At 67.9% G+C, this 17,261-nt stretch carries 16 protein-coding genes and 1 pseudogene; all 17 read left to right on the top strand.

All coding sequences use genetic code 11. The annotated features are described in order from the left end of the window. The first annotated feature begins 113 nt into the window (after positions 1-113). The 17 genes and pseudogenes from ACXAD2_RS21150 to ACXAD2_RS21070 all read left to right on the top strand — a co-directional run bounded on the left by ACXAD2_RS21150 (position 114) and on the right by ACXAD2_RS21070 (position 17,260). Positions 114-1,470 (top strand): annotated as a pseudogene (locus tag ACXAD2_RS21150) (sensor histidine kinase). Further along, entirely contained in the window at positions 1,467-2,459 is a 993-nt protein-coding gene (locus ACXAD2_RS21145) for an NADH-quinone oxidoreductase subunit B family protein (RefSeq protein WP_475174292.1), read from the top strand. Before ACXAD2_RS21150 ends, ACXAD2_RS21145 begins: the two are co-directional and overlap by 4 nt. Before the next feature lie 20 nt (positions 2,460-2,479). Continuing rightward, positions 2,480-3,910, top strand: coding sequence for a nickel-dependent hydrogenase large subunit (locus tag ACXAD2_RS21140; RefSeq protein WP_475174290.1), 1,431 nt, complete (start codon positions 2,480-2,482; stop codon positions 3,908-3,910). Positions 3,911-3,998: 88 nt separating this feature from the next. Beyond that, positions 3,999-6,227, top strand: a complete 2,229-nt coding sequence (gene hypF / locus ACXAD2_RS21135) for a carbamoyltransferase HypF (protein WP_475174284.1) — start codon at positions 3,999-4,001, stop codon at positions 6,225-6,227. Between the two features lie 251 nt (positions 6,228-6,478). Continuing rightward, entirely contained in the window at positions 6,479-7,573 is a 1,095-nt protein-coding gene (locus ACXAD2_RS21130) for a hydrogenase small subunit (protein WP_475174280.1), read from the top strand. A 3-nt stretch (positions 7,574-7,576) separates the two neighbouring features. Next, positions 7,577-9,370 (top strand): nickel-dependent hydrogenase large subunit, encoded by a 1,794-nt coding sequence (locus tag ACXAD2_RS21125; protein WP_475174275.1) that lies wholly within the window; start codon positions 7,577-7,579, stop codon positions 9,368-9,370. Between the two features lie 14 nt (positions 9,371-9,384). Next, positions 9,385-9,567: a hypothetical protein gene (locus tag ACXAD2_RS21120; protein WP_475174273.1), complete on the top strand. Its 183-nt coding sequence runs from the start codon at positions 9,385-9,387 to the stop codon at positions 9,565-9,567. 4 nt (positions 9,568-9,571) lie between these two features. Then, a complete protein-coding gene (gene cybH / locus ACXAD2_RS21115) occupies positions 9,572-10,348 on the top strand; it encodes a Ni/Fe-hydrogenase, b-type cytochrome subunit (protein ID WP_066101269.1) in 777 nt (258 codons plus the stop codon). Positions 10,349-10,628: 280 nt separating this feature from the next. Next, on the top strand, positions 10,629-11,243 hold the full coding sequence (locus ACXAD2_RS21110) for a HyaD/HybD family hydrogenase maturation endopeptidase (protein ID WP_475174267.1): 615 nt from the start codon (positions 10,629-10,631) through the stop codon (positions 11,241-11,243). Further along, positions 11,243-11,563, top strand: coding sequence for a HypC/HybG/HupF family hydrogenase formation chaperone (locus tag ACXAD2_RS21105; RefSeq protein WP_475174259.1), 321 nt, complete (start codon positions 11,243-11,245; stop codon positions 11,561-11,563). The genes ACXAD2_RS21110 and ACXAD2_RS21105 overlap by 1 nt, the downstream gene beginning before the upstream one ends. A 25-nt stretch (positions 11,564-11,588) precedes the next feature. Further along, positions 11,589-11,999, top strand: a complete 411-nt coding sequence (locus ACXAD2_RS21100) for a thioredoxin domain-containing protein (protein ID WP_475174253.1) — start codon at positions 11,589-11,591, stop codon at positions 11,997-11,999. A gap of 17 nt (positions 12,000-12,016) precedes the next feature. Further along, the gene (locus ACXAD2_RS21095) at positions 12,017-12,853 is read left to right on the top strand and encodes a hydrogenase expression/formation protein (protein ID WP_475174251.1); all 837 of its coding nucleotides are present in this window, start codon (positions 12,017-12,019) and stop codon (positions 12,851-12,853) included. After that, complete coding sequence (hybE, locus tag ACXAD2_RS21090; RefSeq protein ID WP_475174248.1) at positions 12,850-13,680, top strand: [NiFe]-hydrogenase assembly chaperone HybE; 831 nt, start codon at positions 12,850-12,852, stop codon at positions 13,678-13,680. The genes ACXAD2_RS21095 and hybE overlap by 4 nt, the downstream gene beginning before the upstream one ends. Further along, positions 13,680-14,564, top strand: coding sequence for a hydrogenase expression/formation protein HupK (locus ACXAD2_RS21085; protein ID WP_475174245.1), 885 nt, complete (start codon positions 13,680-13,682; stop codon positions 14,562-14,564). Before hybE ends, ACXAD2_RS21085 begins: the two co-directional genes overlap by 1 nt. After that, positions 14,557-14,898 (top strand): hydrogenase maturation nickel metallochaperone HypA, encoded by a 342-nt coding sequence (gene hypA / locus ACXAD2_RS21080; RefSeq protein WP_066101250.1) that lies wholly within the window; start codon positions 14,557-14,559, stop codon positions 14,896-14,898. Before ACXAD2_RS21085 ends, hypA begins: the two co-directional genes overlap by 8 nt. Beyond that, positions 14,898-15,785 (top strand): hydrogenase nickel incorporation protein HypB, encoded by an 888-nt coding sequence (hypB, locus tag ACXAD2_RS21075; RefSeq protein ID WP_475174241.1) that lies wholly within the window; start codon positions 14,898-14,900, stop codon positions 15,783-15,785. The genes hypA and hypB overlap by 1 nt, the downstream gene beginning before the upstream one ends. After that, on the top strand, positions 15,785-17,260 hold the full coding sequence (locus ACXAD2_RS21070) for a sigma-54-dependent transcriptional regulator (RefSeq protein WP_475174238.1): 1,476 nt from the start codon (positions 15,785-15,787) through the stop codon (positions 17,258-17,260). The genes hypB and ACXAD2_RS21070 overlap by 1 nt, the downstream gene beginning before the upstream one ends. Position 17,261 lies beyond the last annotated feature (1 nt).

Below are 17,261 nucleotides of genomic sequence, written 5' to 3'. Positions count from 1 at the left end.
GAAAATACGCCCGCCGGAGGCGGTCCCGCGCTCGCCACCCGCCGCGCGCCCCGGGATCGGCGCGCCCCTTGCCGCGGCCAACACCCGGCCCTATCGTCGGGGCAGGAGGCGCCATGGGCCAGAGCCATACCACGAGCGGCGGATTTACCGAGGACAGCTGGGGCGATGTGCTCTCGGCGGTCGACCGGACCTATGCCGAACTGGTGGAATATCAGGAACGGCTCGAGCGCCAGAACGAAGCGCTGCACGAGGCGCGGCGCTTCATCGGCTCGGTGCTGGGCTCGGTCAGCGACATCATGGCGGTGGTGGGCCGCGACGGGGTAATCGAAGAGGTCAGCGCCTCGCTCATGCGCGCCGCCGAGGCAGAGCCCGGCGCGCTGGCGGGGCGGCGCGTGGCCGAGCTTTTCACCGCCGAGGGCGCGGCGCGGATCGAGGGCGCGCTGGCCGATCTGCGGCTCTCGCGTGAGACCGCGTCTTTCGAGGCCGATCTGGTCTCGCCCTCGGGCGCGCAGCCCTTCGATATCGCGCTGTCGGCGCGGCTGTCGGACCGGGGGCGCTATGTGGGTGCGGTGCTCACCGGGCGGCCATTGGGCGAGCTGCGCCGCGCTTATGCCGAGCTCGAACGCTCGCACCGGCAACTCAAGGAAGCGCAGGGCCAGTTGGTGCGCAACGAAAAGCTGGCGACGCTGGGCCGTCTGCTGGCGGGGGTGGCGCATGAGCTCAACAACCCGATCAGCTTTGTCTACGCCTCGACCCATGCGCTGCAGAAATACGTTAGCCGCTTTGAGACCTATTTCGAGCGGGTGCAGGCCGGGGCCACGCGCGAAGAGCTTGTGGCGCTGCGCGAAGATCTGAAGCTGGAGCGCGACCTGCGCAACCTGCGCGAGGCGATCCATGGCGCCCGCGAAGGGGCTGAGCGGGTGCGCGACATCGTCGCCGATCTGCGGCGGCTGTCGGCGGATGGCTCGGGCGAGCGGGTGCGCTTCGATCTGGTGGAGACCGCCAAGGTCGCCGCGCGCTGGGTCGAGCGCGGCTCGAAAAGCGGCATCGCCGTGCGCTACGAGGGGCCCGAGCATCTGGAGATTCTGGGGCGCCCCCGGTCATGTGCAGCAAATCGTCATGAACCTCGTGCAGAACGCCATGGACGCGCTGAAAGGCCATGCGGCGCCCGAGCTGGTGATGCGCGTTGCGACCGAGGGCGGCAGGGCGCTGCTCATCCTGTCCGACAATGGCCCCGGCGTGCCGCAGGAGGTGCGGGCGGCGATCTTTGATCCGTTCTTCACCACCAAGCCCGTGGGGCAGGGCACCGGCCTCGGCCTCGCCATCAGCGCCAAGATCGCGCAGGAGCATGGCGGGCGGCTGGTGCTGGAGGACGGGCCGGGCAGCTCGTTCCGGCTGGAGCTGCCACTGGACGCGCCTGAGGAGAGGCCAGCAGAGACGCCAGCAGAGAAGAGGGAGCCCCCGCCATGAACGTGCTCTGGCTGCAATCGGCGGGCTGCGGCGGCTGCACCATGTCGCTGCTCTGCGCCGAGAACCCCAATGTCTTTGACACGCTGGGCGACGCGGGCATCCGCTTTCTGTGGCACCCGTCCTTCTCGCTGGAGACCGGCGCCGAGGCGCGGCGCATCCTTGAAAGCGTCGAGGCCGGAGAGACAACGCTCGACGTGCTCTGCGTCGAGGGCTCGATCGTCACCGGCCCGCGCGGCACCGGCAAATACCACATGCTTGCGGGCACCGGGCGCTCGATGCTGGACTGGGTGCAGTCGCTGGCGCCCAAGGCGCGGCATGTGGTGGCGGTGGGCAGCTGCGCCGCCTTCGGCGGGATCACCGCGGCGGGCGGCAACCCCGCGGGCGCGCTTGGCCTGCAATGGGACGGCACGCTCGAAGGCGGGGCACTGCCCGGCGCGTTCCGCTCGGCCTCGGGCCTGCCGGTGATCAATGTGGCGGGCTGCCCGACGCATCCGGCATGGGTCACCGAGACGCTGCTGCTGCTCGCCGGGGAGGCGATGAGTGAGGGCGATCTCGACCCGTTCCGCCGCCCGCGCTTCTACGCCGATCATCTGGTGCACCACGGCTGCACCAAGAACGAGTTCTACGAGTATAAGGCCAGCGCCCGCAGCCTGTCGGAGATGGGCTGCATGATGGAGCATCTGGGCTGCGTCGGCACGCAGGCGGTGGGCGATTGCAACATCCGCCCGTGGAATGGCGAGGGGTCCTGCACCCGTGGCGGCTATCCCTGTATCGCCTGCACCAGCCCCGAGTTCGAAGAGCCGAACCATCCGTTCACCGAGACGCCGACCATCGCCGGGATCCCGGTGGGGCTGCCCTCGGACATGCCCAAGGCGTGGTTCATGGCGCTGGCCTCGCTGAGCAAGGCGGCCACCCCCAAGCGGATCGACGTGAACGCCCATTCCGACCGCATTCGCGTGGCGCCGACGCTGCGGGTGAAACGCAAGTAAGTGCTGCGGGTGAGTGAGAGATGAGTGAACGACAGCTTCTGGTCGGCCCGTTCAACCGGGTCGAGGGCGATCTGGAGATACGGCTCGACATCGCGGGCGGGGCAGTGCGCGCGGCCTATGCCAACTCGCCGCTGTTTCGCGGCTTCGAGATGATGCTGCCCGGCAAGGACCCGCGCGATGCGCTGACCCTGACGCCGCGCATCTGCGGCATCTGCTCGATCAGCCAGTCGGCGGCGGCGGCCTTTGCGCTGGCGGATGCGGGGGGCGCCGAGATGCCCGAGCAGGGGGCGCTGGCCGCCTCGATCCTGCATGGGGTCGAGAATATGGCCGACCATGTGACGCATTTTCATCTCTTCTTCATGCCCGACTTCTGCCGCCCGTCCTATGCGGGCCGCGCGTGGCATGGGCGCGCGCTGCAGCGTTTCACCGCTATGGAGGGCTCGGCGGCCAAGACCATGGTGGAGGCGCGGGCGCGGCTTTTGCACATCGTCGGGATGCTGGGCGGCAAGTGGCCGCACACGCTGGCGATCCAGCCCGGCGGTGTCACCCGCGCGCCGGACGCGCGCGACAAGGTGCGCATCCAGACGCTGCTGCGGGCGTTCCGCCGGTTTCTCGAGACCAGCCTTTTCGGCGCGCCGCTGGAGACCTTCGTTGGCCTGTCCTCGCTGCGCGATCTCGACGATTGGCGCACGGGCGACGCGGGGCTGTTCCTAGAGATCGCAGGCGATCTCGATCTGGCCAGCCTTGGGCGCGGGCCGGGGCGCTACCTGTCGGCGGGGGCCTATCCGATGCCTTCGGGGCGGGTGAGCCGCGCCGGGGTCTGGCAGGGCGGCGCGGTCACGGCGTTCGATCTGGCGCAGATCGTCGAGGATGTCAGCCACGCGTGGATGCTGGGCGGTGCGGCGCATCCGGCGCAGGGCGTCACCGCCCCCGACGAAGAGATGCGCGAGGAGGCCTACAGTTGGTGCAAGGCGCCGCGCCTCGGTGGACAGCCGGTGGAAGTGGGCGCGCTGGCGCGGCAGGCGGTGGACGGCCATCCGCTGGCGCAGGCGCTGGCCGCCGAGGGCGGCGTGCGGGCGCGCATCACCGGGCGGTTGCTGGAGATCGCGCGGTTGCAGATCTGGCTTGAGGATTGGGCGGCACGGCTCGACCCGGCGGCGCGTTTCATGGGCGCATGGACGCTGCCCGAGGCGGGCTCAGGGATGGGGCTCGTCGAGGCGGCGCGCGGCACGCTGGGCCATTGGCTGCGGATCGAGGGCGGCAAGATCGCCAGCTACCAGATCGTTGCGCCGACCACATGGAACTTTTCGCCGCGCGACGCGGGCGGCGCGGCGGGGCCGGTGGAGGCGGCGCTGGTCGGCTGCCCGGTGGGCGAGGCGGAGGACACGCCGGTGTCGGTGCAGCATGTGGTGCGGAGTTTCGATCCATGCATGGTCTGCACGGTGCATTGAGGTCCGGCGGGGTGAGGGTTTTGGGGGCGCTGCCCCCCGCGGCGCCTGCGCGCCGCGCCCCCCGGGATATTTTTGCCAAGAGGAAGACATGAACGGGCGGCGCATTCGGGTCCGCGGGCAGGTGCAGGGGGTGGGGTTTCGTCCCTTCGTCTGGGCGCTGGCGCGGCGCTTTGGCGTTTCGGGCGAGGTGTTTAACGATGCCAAGGGCGTGCTGGTGCTGGCCTGCGGCGGCGAGCTTGAGCGCTTCGTGGCCGCGCTGCGCGATGAGGCGCCGCCTCTGGCGCGGGTGGATACGGTCGAGGTCTCTGACTGGTCCGGGCGCGCCGAGGGCTTTGTCATCGCCGTTTCGGGGGCGGCTGGGGCCGAGACGCGGGTGGCGCCGGATGCGGCGACCTGCCCGGACTGCGTGGCGGAGATCTTTGGCACGGGGCGGCGGCGGGGCTATGGCTTCACCAATTGCACCAACTGCGGGCCGCGCTACACGATCCTGCAGGGGCTGCCTTACGATCGGGCGCAGACCACCATGGCGGGCTTTGCGCTCTGCGACGCCTGCCGCGCGGAGTATGAGGTTCCCGGCGATCGCCGTTTTCACGCCCAGCCCGTCGCCTGTCCGGCCTGCGGGCCGCGGCTCTGGCTTGAGCGCGGCGGCGGGGAGGTTTTGGGCGATGGGGTTGCGCTGGCGGCGCGGGCGCTGCTGGCGGGAGAGATCCTCGCGGTGAAGGGGCTGGGCGGCTTTCATCTGTGCTGCGATGCGACGCAGGCGGAGGCGGTGGCGCGCTTGCGGAGGCGCAAGCGGCGTCCGGGCAAACCGCTAGCGCTGATGGCACCTCTGGAAGTGCTCGAACGGTTCGCCCGCCCGAGCGCCGAGGAGGCGGCGCTGCTGCAAGACCCCGCCGCGCCGATTGTGCTGCTGCCCAAGCTGGGGGAGACCTTGCCCGAGGCGCTGGCGCCGGGGCAGGCGCAGCTTGGCTGGATGCTGCCCTACACGCCGCTGCACCATCTGCTCTGCGCCGCGGTGGGCCGCCCGCTGGTGATGACCTCGGGCAATCTTTCGGGGGAGCCGCAGGTCATCGGCAATGCCGAGGCGCGCGAGAAACTCGCAGGCTTTGCCGATGCCTTCGTGATGCATGACCGGCAGATCGCCCGGCGGCTCGACGACAGCGTCGAGCGGATCACGCCGCAGGGGCCCATGGTGCTGCGCCGGGCGCGCGGGCGGGTGCCGGGCACTTTGCCGCTGCCCGAGGGCTTCGCGGACCGGCAGGTGGTGGCCTATGGCGGTCAGATGAAGGCGGCGATCTGCCTTGTGAAGAACCGCCAAGCGCTTTTGGGGCATCACCTTGGGGAGCTTGACGAGGCGCTGACATGGGAGGCGTTTCTGCAGGCGGACCGGGATTATGCGGCGCTGTTCGATCACCGCCCCGAGGCGGCGGCCTGCGACCTGCATCCCGAGTTCCGCGCCTCCCTCCACGCCCGCGCCACCGGCCTGCCGCTGATCGAAGTGCAGCATCATCACGCGCATCTCGCCGCCTGTCTGGGCGAAAACCTCTGGCCGCTGGCGGGCGGGCGCGTGGCGGGGATCGTGCTCGACGGGCTGGGGCTGGGCAGCGATGGCACGGTCTGGGGCGGCGAGCTGCTGCTGGGCGATTACCACGGAGCCGAGCGGCGGGGATGGCTGCGGCCGGCGCCGCTGCCGGGGGGCGATGCGGCGAGCCGCGAGCCGTGGCGCAACCTTGTGATGCGGCTCGATCAGGCGGGGCTCGGGGCGGAGGCGGAGCGCCTGTTGCCGGGGCGGCCCCTGGCGCTGCTGCGGCAGATGGCCGAGCGCGGCATGAACGCGCCGCTGTCGTCGAGCGCCGGGCGGCTGTTTGACGCTTTCGCGGCGGCCTTGGGGATTTGCGCCGAGGGGCAGAGTTTCGAAGGCGAGGCGGCGATGCGGCTCGAGGCGCTGGCGGCAGCGGCAGCGGAGAGCGGGGCCTATCCCTTTGCCTCGGACGGGGGCGTGATCGACCCGGTGCCGCTTTTTGCCGCGTGGGCAGAGGATGCGGCAGCGGGTGCGGACCCCGGCATCATGGCGCGGCGGTTCCACGCTGGGCTGGCCGAGGCCTTTGCAGCCCCAGCGCGGGCGCTGGTCGACCGCGGCGAGGCGGCGGCTGTGGCGCTTTCGGGCGGATGCTTTCAGAACGCGCTGCTGCTCGATCTGACGGTGCGCGCGCTGGGGGATGTGCCGGTGCTGATCCACCGCAAGACACCGGCCAATGACGGCGGGCTGGCATTGGGTCAGGCGCTGGTGGCGCTCGCACGGCTGGAAAGCGCCTGACCGTCTGCGCTCTCGGGCTGGCAGGGCGCTATCCGTGCTGCGGCTGCAGAAACCCTGCAGGAATGCCGCTTAAATATCTGAAAATAATGACTATTTAAAACCTTCCTCTGCGTCCGCGCATTCCCTTCGCACACACCGGCATACCGTGGTTTCTGGAGGGACCACGCGCCTTTGCACTTGGCGCGCCAGAGTCTCACCGGGTGGGCTGCCCGGAGCATGAGGCCAGACCTGAAGGCGAGGGAGGGACCAGCTTGAGCCAGATAGAAACCTTCTACGACGTGATGCGGCGGCAGGGGATCACCCGGCGCAGCTTCATGAAATATTGCTCGCTGACGGCGGCGGCGCTGGGGCTGGGACCGGCCTTCGTGCCGAAGATCGCCCACGCCATGGAGACCAAGCCGCGCACGCCGGTGATCTGGGTGCACGGGCTGGAATGCACCTGCTGCTCGGAAAGCTTCATCCGCAGCGCGCATCCGCTCGCCAAGGACGTGGTGCTGTCGATGATCAGCCTCGATTACGACGACACGCTGATGGCGGCGGCGGGGCATCAGGCCGAGGCGGCACTGGCCGACACCATCGAGAAATACAAGGGCAACTACATCCTCGCGGTCGAAGGCAACCCGCCGCTGAACGAGGACGGCATGTACTGCATCGTTGGGGGGCGTCCCTTCGTCGAGCAGCTGCGCGAGGCCGCCGAGCACGCCAAGGCGATCATCAGCTGGGGGGCCTGCGCCTCTTACGGCTGCGTGCAGGCGGCGAAACCCAACCCGACCCGCGCGACGCCGGTGCACAAGGTGATCACTGACAAGCCAATCATCAAAGTGCCGGGCTGCCCGCCCATCGCCGAGGTGATGACCGGGGTGATCACCTATATGCTGACCTTCGACCGGCTGCCCGAGCTTGACCGTCAGGGGCGGCCCGCAATGTTCTACAGCCAGCGCATCCACGACAAATGCTACCGCCGCCCGCATTTCGACGCCGGGCAGTTCGTCGAGCATTGGGACGATGAGAACGCGCGCAAGGGCTATTGCCTCTACAAGATGGGCTGCAAAGGGCCGACCACCTACAACGCCTGTTCGACCGTGCGCTGGAACGAGGGTGTCTCGTTCCCGATCCAGTCGGGCCATGGCTGCATCGGCTGCTCGGAAGACGGCTTCTGGGATCAGGGCAGTTTCTACAACCGCGTCACCGATCTTACGCAGTTCGGGATCGAGGCCAATGCCGACAAGGTGGGCCTCACGGCGGCGGGCGTGGTGGGCGGCGGCATCGCGCTGCACGCCGCCGTCTCGGCGCTGAAATCTGCACAGAAGAAGACGCAGTCCAAAGCGTCCCACGAGGAGGTCTGATCCATGGCCCAGCAAACCCCCAACGGCTTTACGCTCGACACTTCCGGCCAGCGCATCGTGGTCGATCCGGTCACTCGGATCGAGGGCCACATGCGCTGCGAGGTGAACGTCGACGAGAACAACATGATCACCAACGCGGTCTCTACCGGCACCATGTGGCGCGGGCTGGAAGTGATCCTCAAGGGCCGCGACCCGCGCGACGCCTGGGCCTTCACCGAGCGCATCTGCGGCGTCTGCACCGGCACCCACGCGCTGACCTCGGTGCGGGCGGTCGAGGATGCGCTGGGGATCACCATCCCCGACAACGCCAACTCGATCCGCAACATGATGCAGCTGGCGCTCGAAATTCATGATCACGTCGTGCATTTCTATCACCTGCATGCGCTCGACTGGGTCAACCCGATCAACGCGCTGAAGGCTGATCCCAAGGCGACCTCGGAGTTGCAGCAGACCGTCGGGCCGAACCACCCGCTGTCGAGCCCGGGCTATTTCCGGGATGTGCAGAACCGGCTGAAGAAATTCGTCGAGAGCGGTCAGCTGGGCCTCTTCAAGAACGGCTATTGGGACAATCCCGCCTATCTTCTGCCGCCCGAGGCGGATCTGATGGCGACGACCCACTACCTCGAGGCGCTCGATCTCCAGAAGGAGATCGTCAAGGTGCACACGATCTTTGGCGGCAAGAACCCGCACCCGAACTGGCTGGTGGGCGGCGTGCCGTGCCCGATCAACATGGATGGCGTGGGCTCGGTCGGGGCGATCAACATGGAGCGGCTGAATATGGTCAGCTCCATCATCGACCAGACGCAGGAGTTTAACCGCAACGTCTATATCCCCGATGTGAAGGCGATCGGCGGCATCTACCGCAACTGGCTGTACGGTGGCGGGCTGTCCTCGAAGGCGTGCCTCGCCTATGGCGACATCCCCGAGCATCCCAACGATTTCTCGCCCGAGCAGCTGCATCTGCCGCGCGGCGCGATCATCAATGGCAATATGGACGAGGTGCTGGACGTCGATCCGCGCGATCCCGAGCAGGTGCAGGAGTTCGTCGATCACTCGTGGTACACCTATGGCGAGGCGGGCAAGGGGCTGCACCCGTGGGATGGCGTCACCGAGCCGAAATACGAGTTGGGGCCGAACGCCAAGGGCACCAAGACCCGCATCGAAGAGCTTGACGAGGCGGCGAAATACTCGTGGATCAAAGCCCCGCGCTGGCGCGGTCATGCCATGGAGGTGGGGCCGCTGGCGCGTTACATCGTCGGCTACGCCAAGGGCCATGAGGACATCCGCGATCAGGTCGACCGGCTGCTGTCGGATATGGACCTGCCCAAGGAGGCGCTGTTCTCGACGCTGGGCCGCACCGCGGCGCGGGCGCTGGAATCCGAATATTGCGGCCGTCTGCAACGGCACTTCTTTGACAAGATGATCGCCAATATCCGCAACGGCGACGAGAGCACGGCGAACATCGAGAAATGGGATCCGTCGACCTGGCCGAAAGAGGCCAAGGGTGTCGGCATGACCGAAGCGCCGCGCGGCGCGTTGGGGCATTGGATCAAAATCAAGGATGGGCGGATCGAGAACTATCAATGCGTCGTGCCGACCACGTGGAACGGCTCGCCGCGCGACACTGCGGGCAATATTGGCGCTTTCGAGGCGTCGCTGATGAACACCAAGGTCGAGCGTCCCGAGGAGCCGGTGGAGATCCTGCGCACGCTGCACAGCTTCGATCCCTGCCTTGCCTGTTCCACCCATGTCATGTCCCCCGACGGCGCCGAACTGGCGCAGGTCAAGGTTCGCTGAGAGGAGAAGCGATCATGAAAAAGGCAATCCTGATCTGGGCCGCCTCCGCCTCTGTGGCGGCGGCCCATCCCGGTCACGACGCGGCGCTGCCGGCGGATGGCGCGGCGCATTGGCTGCTGTCGCCGCTGCATGGGCTGGGAATTCTGGCGCTGGCGGGCGTGCTGGTCTGGCGGCTTTACGCCGCGCGCCGGGAGTGAGCCCATGCCGGAGGACACGCTTCATACGCAAGGAGGGCAGGGCCAGACCCTGTCCACCCGCCCGCTGACCGGCGATGCGCGGGCCTCGGACATCGAAACCGTCCGCCGCCGCACCTCGGTCTTTGTCTACGAATGGCCGGTGCGGCTCTGGCATTGGATCAACGCAGCGCTGATCATGGTGCTGATCGGCACCGGCTGGTTCATCGCCTCGCCGCTGCCGACGATGAACTTCGCCGAGGCCACGCATCAGTTCGTCATGGGCTACATCCGCTTTGGCCATTTCGCCGCCGGGCAGATGCTGACCGTGGCCTTCCTCGGACGGGTCTATTGGGCCTTTGTTGGCAACCATCATGCCAAGCAGCTGTTCTATGTGCCGGTCTGGAAGAAAAGCTGGTGGAAAGAAGTTGTCCACGAGCTGCGCTGGTACGCCTTCCTTGAGGACGTGCCGAAGAAATACGTGGGCCACAACCCGCTGGCGCAGGTGGCGATGTTCTTTTTCATGACGGTGGGCATCACCTTCATGCTGCTGACCGGCTGGGCGCTTTATGCCGAGGGCGCGGGGCAGGGATCGCTGCCCGATCTGGTCATGGGCTGGCTCATCGCGCTGGTGGGGAATACGCAAATTCTGCATTCCCTTCATCACCTTGGCATGTGGTTCATCGTGATCTTCATGATGATCCACATCTACGCCGCGATCCGCGAGGACATCATGTCGCGGCAGTCGATGGTCTCGACGATGATCTCGGGCCACCGCACCTTCAAGGACGATCTTCCGGACTGACTCCCCTCCCAAGACGGAAGACGTGGAAGCGGGCCCTTCGGGGTCCGTTTCTTTGTGTGGAAGGTTGTGTTCCAATTTTGAGTATTTGTGGAAAGATGAATTCCGGTTAGCGTAGGTCAGTTCGGGGGCGATTTTTAGGTTTTTGTTAAACATATCATGCAGATGCGGATTTTATTCGGGTGGGTGGAAATTCGCTGCCGTGGCGGAACGAAGCCCTTAATTTCGAACGGGCCAGCAGCTGAAAACACGGTTTTCGGCGCGCAAGCGGAGGGAGGGACATATGGCGCAAAAGGCGCTCATTCTCGGCATCGGTAACGTGCTCTGGGCGGACGAGGGCTTTGGCGTGCGCTGCGTCGAACATGTGGCCGCGACGCTGGCCTTTGGGCCGGAGGTGACGGTGCTCGATGGCGGCACGCAGGGGCTCTATCTGCTGCCTTTCCTCGAAGAGACGGACGTCATGGTCGTCTTTGACGCGGTGGATTACGGGCTGGAGCCCGGCACCATGAAGATCGTCGAGGGCGAGGACGTGCCCGCCTTCATGGGCGCCAAGAAGATGAGCCTGCACCAGACCGGCTTTCAGGACGTGATCGCCACCGCGCAGCTCATGGGCTACTGCCCCGGCGAGCTTGTGCTGATCGGTTGCCAGCCGGTCGAGCTTGAGGATTACGGCGGATCGCTGCGGCCCGAGGTGACGGCGCGTATCCCCGAGGCGGTGGCCATCGCCCGCGACTGGCTGGCGGCGCGCGGCTTCGTGGCCGCCGAAGGCAGTACCGAGACGCTTGACCTCGCCGATGCCTCGCTGCGCATGGACGCCTATGAGGCGGGCCGCCCGACCGAGGATGAGGCCTGCCGCAGCGGCGACGCGCGCTTCTTCCCGCAAAGCGGACGCGGCTGATGTGCGTCGGCATCCCCATGCAGATCCTTGCGGTCGAGGGCATCGCCGCCCGCGCCACGGGCGCCGAGGGCGAGGCGCTGATCGACCTGTCGCTCACCGGCCCGCTGGCCCCCGGCACATGGGTGCTGACCCATCTCGGCTGCGCCCGCGAGGTGATTTCTCCCGAAGAAGCGGCGCTGATCGCCGAGGCGCTGGCGGGGCTGCGCAGCCTCATGGCGGGGGGCAGCGCCGAGGGGGCCTTTGCCGATCTGGAAAACCGCAGCCCGGCGCTGCCACCGCATCTGGAAGCGGCCCGCGCGGCCGGTTTGAGCAAGGCTTGAGGCCGCAATACGAGGAGTGACTGACATGGGCCATCCGCTGATCGACCGGCTGAGCACCGAGATGAATATGCCACTGCTGGAGAGCATGGAGGCGCTGCGCGCCTTCACCGCGCGCGACGGGGCGCATGTGCTCTTTGTGCCCGGCGATCCCAAGCGCAACCTTGAAAGCGCCGATGTGGCGGTGATCCTGCCAGAGCTGCGCATGACCTTCCAAGGCGCCTTCGACTGCGCCGTGGTGGGCGATGCGATCGAGGCCGAGCTGCGCGAGAGCGCCGGGGTGCTGAAGACGCCCTCGCTGATTTTCTACCGCGGCGGCACCTGTGTCGGCGGCATCCCCAAGGTGCGCGACTGGGACGATTACATGGCCCGCATTCCGCATCTTCTGGCGATCACGCCCGAGCTTCCTCCGGCTTCTAGAGCCACCTCCGCGGCCTGAGCCGAAAGGACATCCCCATGGTCAGCAATTTTCACCTTCCGCCCGTCGGCTACGGCCCCGGCTCGCAGCCCGAGGATGAGGCCGAGCTGCAGTATATGTCGCTGCCGCAGGACATGCGCACCTTCACCGCCCATGTGCCGGATGTGGAGGCCAGCGCCGCGCTGGCCCCTGCGATGGGGCTGCTGGCGGCGCTGGCGGAGGCCGCCGAGCGTGTGGCTGCGGGCGGCGCGCCCGAGCGCTTTGACCTCAGCCCGCTGGATGCGGCGAACCGCAGGCTCGTCGCCGACACCATGCTGGAAGGCGAGGTGGCGATGAAGATCCGCGGCATCCCGGCGATCCGCGTGCAGGAGAGCGTCTTTGCGGGCGTCTGGATGCTGAGCGGGGCGGGGCTCGACGCGATCGAGATCGGCGCGGTGCCGGGCGCGGCGCGCAGCCGGGCGTTCGAGCCGTCACGGCGGGGCAGCTCCGAAAAGGCCAGTGTAGAAAAGGCCAGTGCGGGGGTGGTCAACGCCCCGGCGCTGCTGGCGGAACTGCTGGACAAGAGCGCCGCCTACGCGGGCGCGCCCCATGTGGTGAATATGACGCTGCTGCCGCACACCGAGGGCGATCTGGCATGGCTCGATGCGCGGCTTGGCGAGGGCTCTGTGGACATCTTGTCGCGCGGCTACGGCAACTGCCGGGTCACCGCCACCGCCACGCCCCACGTCTGGCGCGTGCGGTTCTACAATTCGATGGATCAGCTGATCCTCGACACTTTCGAGGTGACCGCCATGCCCGAAGTGGCGCTGGCGGCACCCGAGGATCTGACGGACAGCGCAGAGCGTCTGCGCGAAGTGCTGGAGGCGATCCGATGAGCTTTGAAGGGTCCTATCTGGGTGCCAACGACCGGATCAGCGCGCAGGCGGTGATGGAGTGCAAGATCTGCTGGACGCCTTATGATCCGGCCGAGGGCGACGATTTCCGGCAGGTCGAGCCGGGCACCGCCTTTGCCGATCTGCCCGAGGATTGGTCCTGCCCGAATTGCTCGGCCCCCAAGGAGCAGTTCATGGTGCTGGAAGATCCGGGCGCGGCGGACCTGCTCGAAGCGGCGCGCATCAAGGCGGTGACGGACCGGCTCGAGGCCGATTTCGCCGAGGTGTATCATGCCAAGATGCGCGACGTGCCGATCGTCAACAAGGCGCTGCGGGTCGAGGCGGTGGGCTTTCAGCGCCATGGCGACTGCCTGCTCGGGGTGCTGGTCTCGCCGTGGTTCATGAACCTGGTGCTGCTGCCCGATGAGGGCGCGGCGTGGCCTGAACTTCGCGCCGGCGACAAGGAGGTGATCGGCTTTCCCTCGGGCGAGTATGAATTCCTGCACAACAGCCGCGAGATGACCGGCCCCTACAAGGCCTGCTCGCTGTTCTCGCCGATGGGGGAGTTTACCCGCCAGAAGGACGCCACCGATGTGGCGCGTGCGGTGATGGCGGCGCTTTTCGACGAGGCCAACCGTGCCGAGACCGACCGCGCCGCCGAGATCCGGGCGCAGCGCGAGGCGGATCTGGCCGAGATGGCCGCCGAAGAGGCGGCGATGGATGCGGGCGAGGTGCCGGATCTGCGCGGTGCCCCCTCGCGGCGCGCGGTGCTGACCGCGGGGCTCTCGGACAGCGGGGCCGCTGAGCAGCCGTCGGTGGAGCAGGGCTGATGCTTGACGACGCCGCCTCTCCGCGCCTTGTGGCGCAGGCTGCGCCGGGGCTGCCGGTCGCCCGGCTGGTCGCCGGTCGGTCGGTGGAGGAGGTGCTGGCGCTGATGCCGCGGCTCTTCAACCTGTGCCGCGCGGCGCAGGCGGCAGCTCTGGCGGCGGCGCTGGGGCGGGAGGTGGACAGCGGCGGCATCGCGGCGGAGGTGCTGCGCGATCACCTGCTCAAGCTGCACGTCAGCTGGCCGGGGCAGTTCGGGCTTGCGCCGCTGCCGCTGCCCGAGGGTTGGCAGCAGGGCGGGCGGGCACTGCTTGCGGCGCTCTTCGGCCCTGCCGGGCGCGCCCCCGAGAGGCTGGCCGAGCTTGATGCCTTCATCGTCTCGGACCGCCCTGCGGCGCGGGCGCTCTACCGCATCGGGACATGCTTTGCGCCCGGAGAGGCGGTGGCCGAAGGTCTGGCGGTGGTGGACGCGGCCAGCGTCTGGCGCGACGCGCCGATCGAAAACTCGGTCGCGGCGCGGCATATGCATCACCCGGCGCTGGCGGCGCTGGCGGCGCGCGAGGGGCGGGGGCCGCTCTGGCGTGCCTGTGCCCGGCTCTATGATCTCGAAGCGGCGGCGCTGGGAAAGCTGCCCGCCGTGCTGCAAGGCGCGGGCTGGGCGATGGTCCCGGCGGCGCGCGGCGCTTATGCGGTGCGCGTGACGGTCGTGGCGGGTCAGGTGACCGCACTGGAGCGCCGCACGCCCACCGACGCGCTGTTGGCGCAGGGCGGCGTTCTGGCGCGCAGCCTCGCCACGCTGCCGCCGGAAAGATCGGGTCTGGGGCCGCTCTTGCTGGACATTCTCGATCCCTGTTGTCCTCTTCGGCTGAAAGAGGTGCAGCATGCATGAGATGTCGCTGTGCGAGGGGATCCGGCAGGTGGTCGATCAGGCCGCCGCCGATCCCGCCATCGCCAAGGTGACCCGCGTGCGGCTGGAGATCGGCCGCTTCGCCGGGGTGGAAAAACATGCGCTGACCTTCGCTTGGGAGGTCGTCATGCGCGGCTCCAAGGCCGAAGGCGCGGCGCTGGAGATGATCGACCTGCCGGGCCGCGCGCTCTGCTACGACTGTATGGCGCAGGTCGAGATCGACAACCGGCTTGATCCCTGTCCGAACTGCGGCGGGGGCAAGCTGATGCCCGACGGGGGCGATGAAATGCGGATCAAGGACATGGAGGTGATCTGATGTGCACGGTATGCGGCTGCGGCGATGCAAGGCTCGAGGGGCATTCCCACGGGGAGCATGGGCACCACCATCATCACCATGACCACAGCCATGATCATGGCCACCACCACACGCATTCCCATGCGCATTCCCATGGCGACATTCACTTCGGGCAGGGTTCGGCGGGTGTCGAGGTGCCGGGCATGTCGCAGGAGCGGCTGGTGGAGATCGAGACCGGCATCCTTGCGCAGAACGACCGCTACGCCATGGCCAACCGGGCGCGGCTGGCCGAGCTGGATGCCTTCGCGGTGAACCTTGTCTCCTCGCCCGGCTCGGGCAAGACCACGCTGCTGTGTGCCGCGATCCGCGCGCTTGGGCAGGCGCCCGTGGCGGTGATCGAGGGCGACCAGCAGACCTCGAATGACGCCGACCGCATCCGCGCCACAGGCGCGCCCGCGGTGCAGGTCAACACCGGCAAAGGCTGCCATCTCGACGGCCATATGGTCGGCCACGCCATGGAGCATCTGGACCTGAAGCCGGGAACCACGCTCTTTATCGAGAACGTCGGCAACCTCGTCTGCCCGGCGGCTTTCGATCTGGGGGAGGATGCCAAGATCGCCATCCTCTCGGTCACCGAGGGCGAGGACAAGCCGCTGAAATACCCCGATATGTTCACCGCCGCGCGGCTGGCGCTGCTCAACAAGGTGGATCTCGCGCCGCATTGCGATGTGGACCTCGATCTTTACGAGGCCAACCTGAAGCGGGTGAACCCGACCATCGAGGTGATCCGTGTTTCGGCGCGCACCGGCGAGGGGCTGGAGCAGGTCCTCGGCTGGCTGCGCAGCGAGGCGCAGGCCAAGCGTCAAGCAAAGCTTCGGTCAAAGGCACAGGTCAAGGCGGCGGAGTGATGGCAGGCCCGGCGCTTCCCACCGTTCTGGTCGTCGACGACGAGCCGCATTCGGTCGCCGCCATGCGCATGGCGCTGGAGGATGACTTCTCGGTGCTCGAGGCGGGCAGCGCCGAAGAGGCGTGGCGGCTGATGGAAGAGCATTGGGTGCAGGTGGTGATCTCGGACCAGCGCATGCCCGGCAAGACCGGCATCGAGCTGCTGACCGAGATCCGCGACCGCTGGCCCGAGACCGTGCGCATCATCGTCACCGGCTATACCGAGACCGGCGACATGATCGACGCGATCAACGAGGCGGGGATCTATCAGTTCATCACCAAGCCGTGGCACCCCGATCAACTGCTCATGTCGGTGCGCAACGCGGCGCGGCTGTTTGAACTGGCGCGCGACCACGAGCGGATCTCGCTCGAGATGCGCTATCTGGGCAATACCGCCACTGCCAAGCTCGAGGAACGGCGGCGGCAGGCGCAGGCGGGGCTTGGCTTCGACAAGGTGCTGCGCGGCGCGAACTCGCCGCTCAATGCCACCATCGCCCATGCGCGGCAGGTGGCCAGCTTCGACGTGCCGGTGCTGATCACCGGCGAGCCGGGCACCGGCAAGACCGACCTTGCCCGCGCCATGCACTACGGCTCGCTGCGCGCCGACCGGCCGTTCTTTGAACTCAACTGCACCGGCCTTTCGGATGAGGCGCTGGCGGCAGAGCTCTTCGGGGTGAAGCGCGGCGCGATGGCGGGGCAAGTGCAGGCGCGCGCGGGGCTTTTGCAAAAGGCCGACCGGGGCACGATCTTTCTCAATGGCGTCGACGGGCTGTCGGACGTCATGCAGATGGCGCTGCTGCGGATCGTGCGCGAGGGCGCCTTTCAGCCGGTGGGCGGCCATGAGACGCTGACCACGCGGGTGCGGCTGATCGCGGGCAGCCATGCCGACCTGCGCCCGAGGGTCGAGGCCGGTCGGTTCCGCGGCGATCTCTTCTACGAACTGGCGGTGACCGAACTGGCGATGCCGCCGCTGCGGGCCCGCGGCGAGGATGTGGAGCTTTTGGCCGAGCGTTTCTTGCATGACGCCGCCAGCGCCCACGGCAAGCCGGTGCGCGGGCTCAGCCGCGCGGCGCTGGAATTCCTCATGGCCTACGACTGGCCGGGCAACCTGCCGGAGCTGCGCAACGAGATGCTGCGCATGCTGATCCTCGCGCAGGATATGACGCTGGGGCCGGAACTGATCTCGCGCGCCATCCTGCAGGCGGGCTCGCAGCGCGACGGCGAGCGTATCTCGGGGCAGGATTTGTGCCAGCTCGAGGGCACGCTGAAGGACCGGGTGGAACTGATGGAGATGCGCATCCTTGGCGAGACGCTGACCCGTCTCAAGTGGAACAAGTCGCGGGCGGCGGCGGAGCTTGGGCTCAGCCGCGTCGGCCTGCGCGCCAAGCTCGACCGCTACGGCATCGAGCCGCATGCCGCCGTGGCAGAGGAGGACTGAA

The organism is Salipiger sp. ABN3_019 (assembly GCF_056158605.1).
Note: the sequence above shows the minus strand (reverse complement) of the source record. Positions and strands in the feature narration are given on the sequence as shown.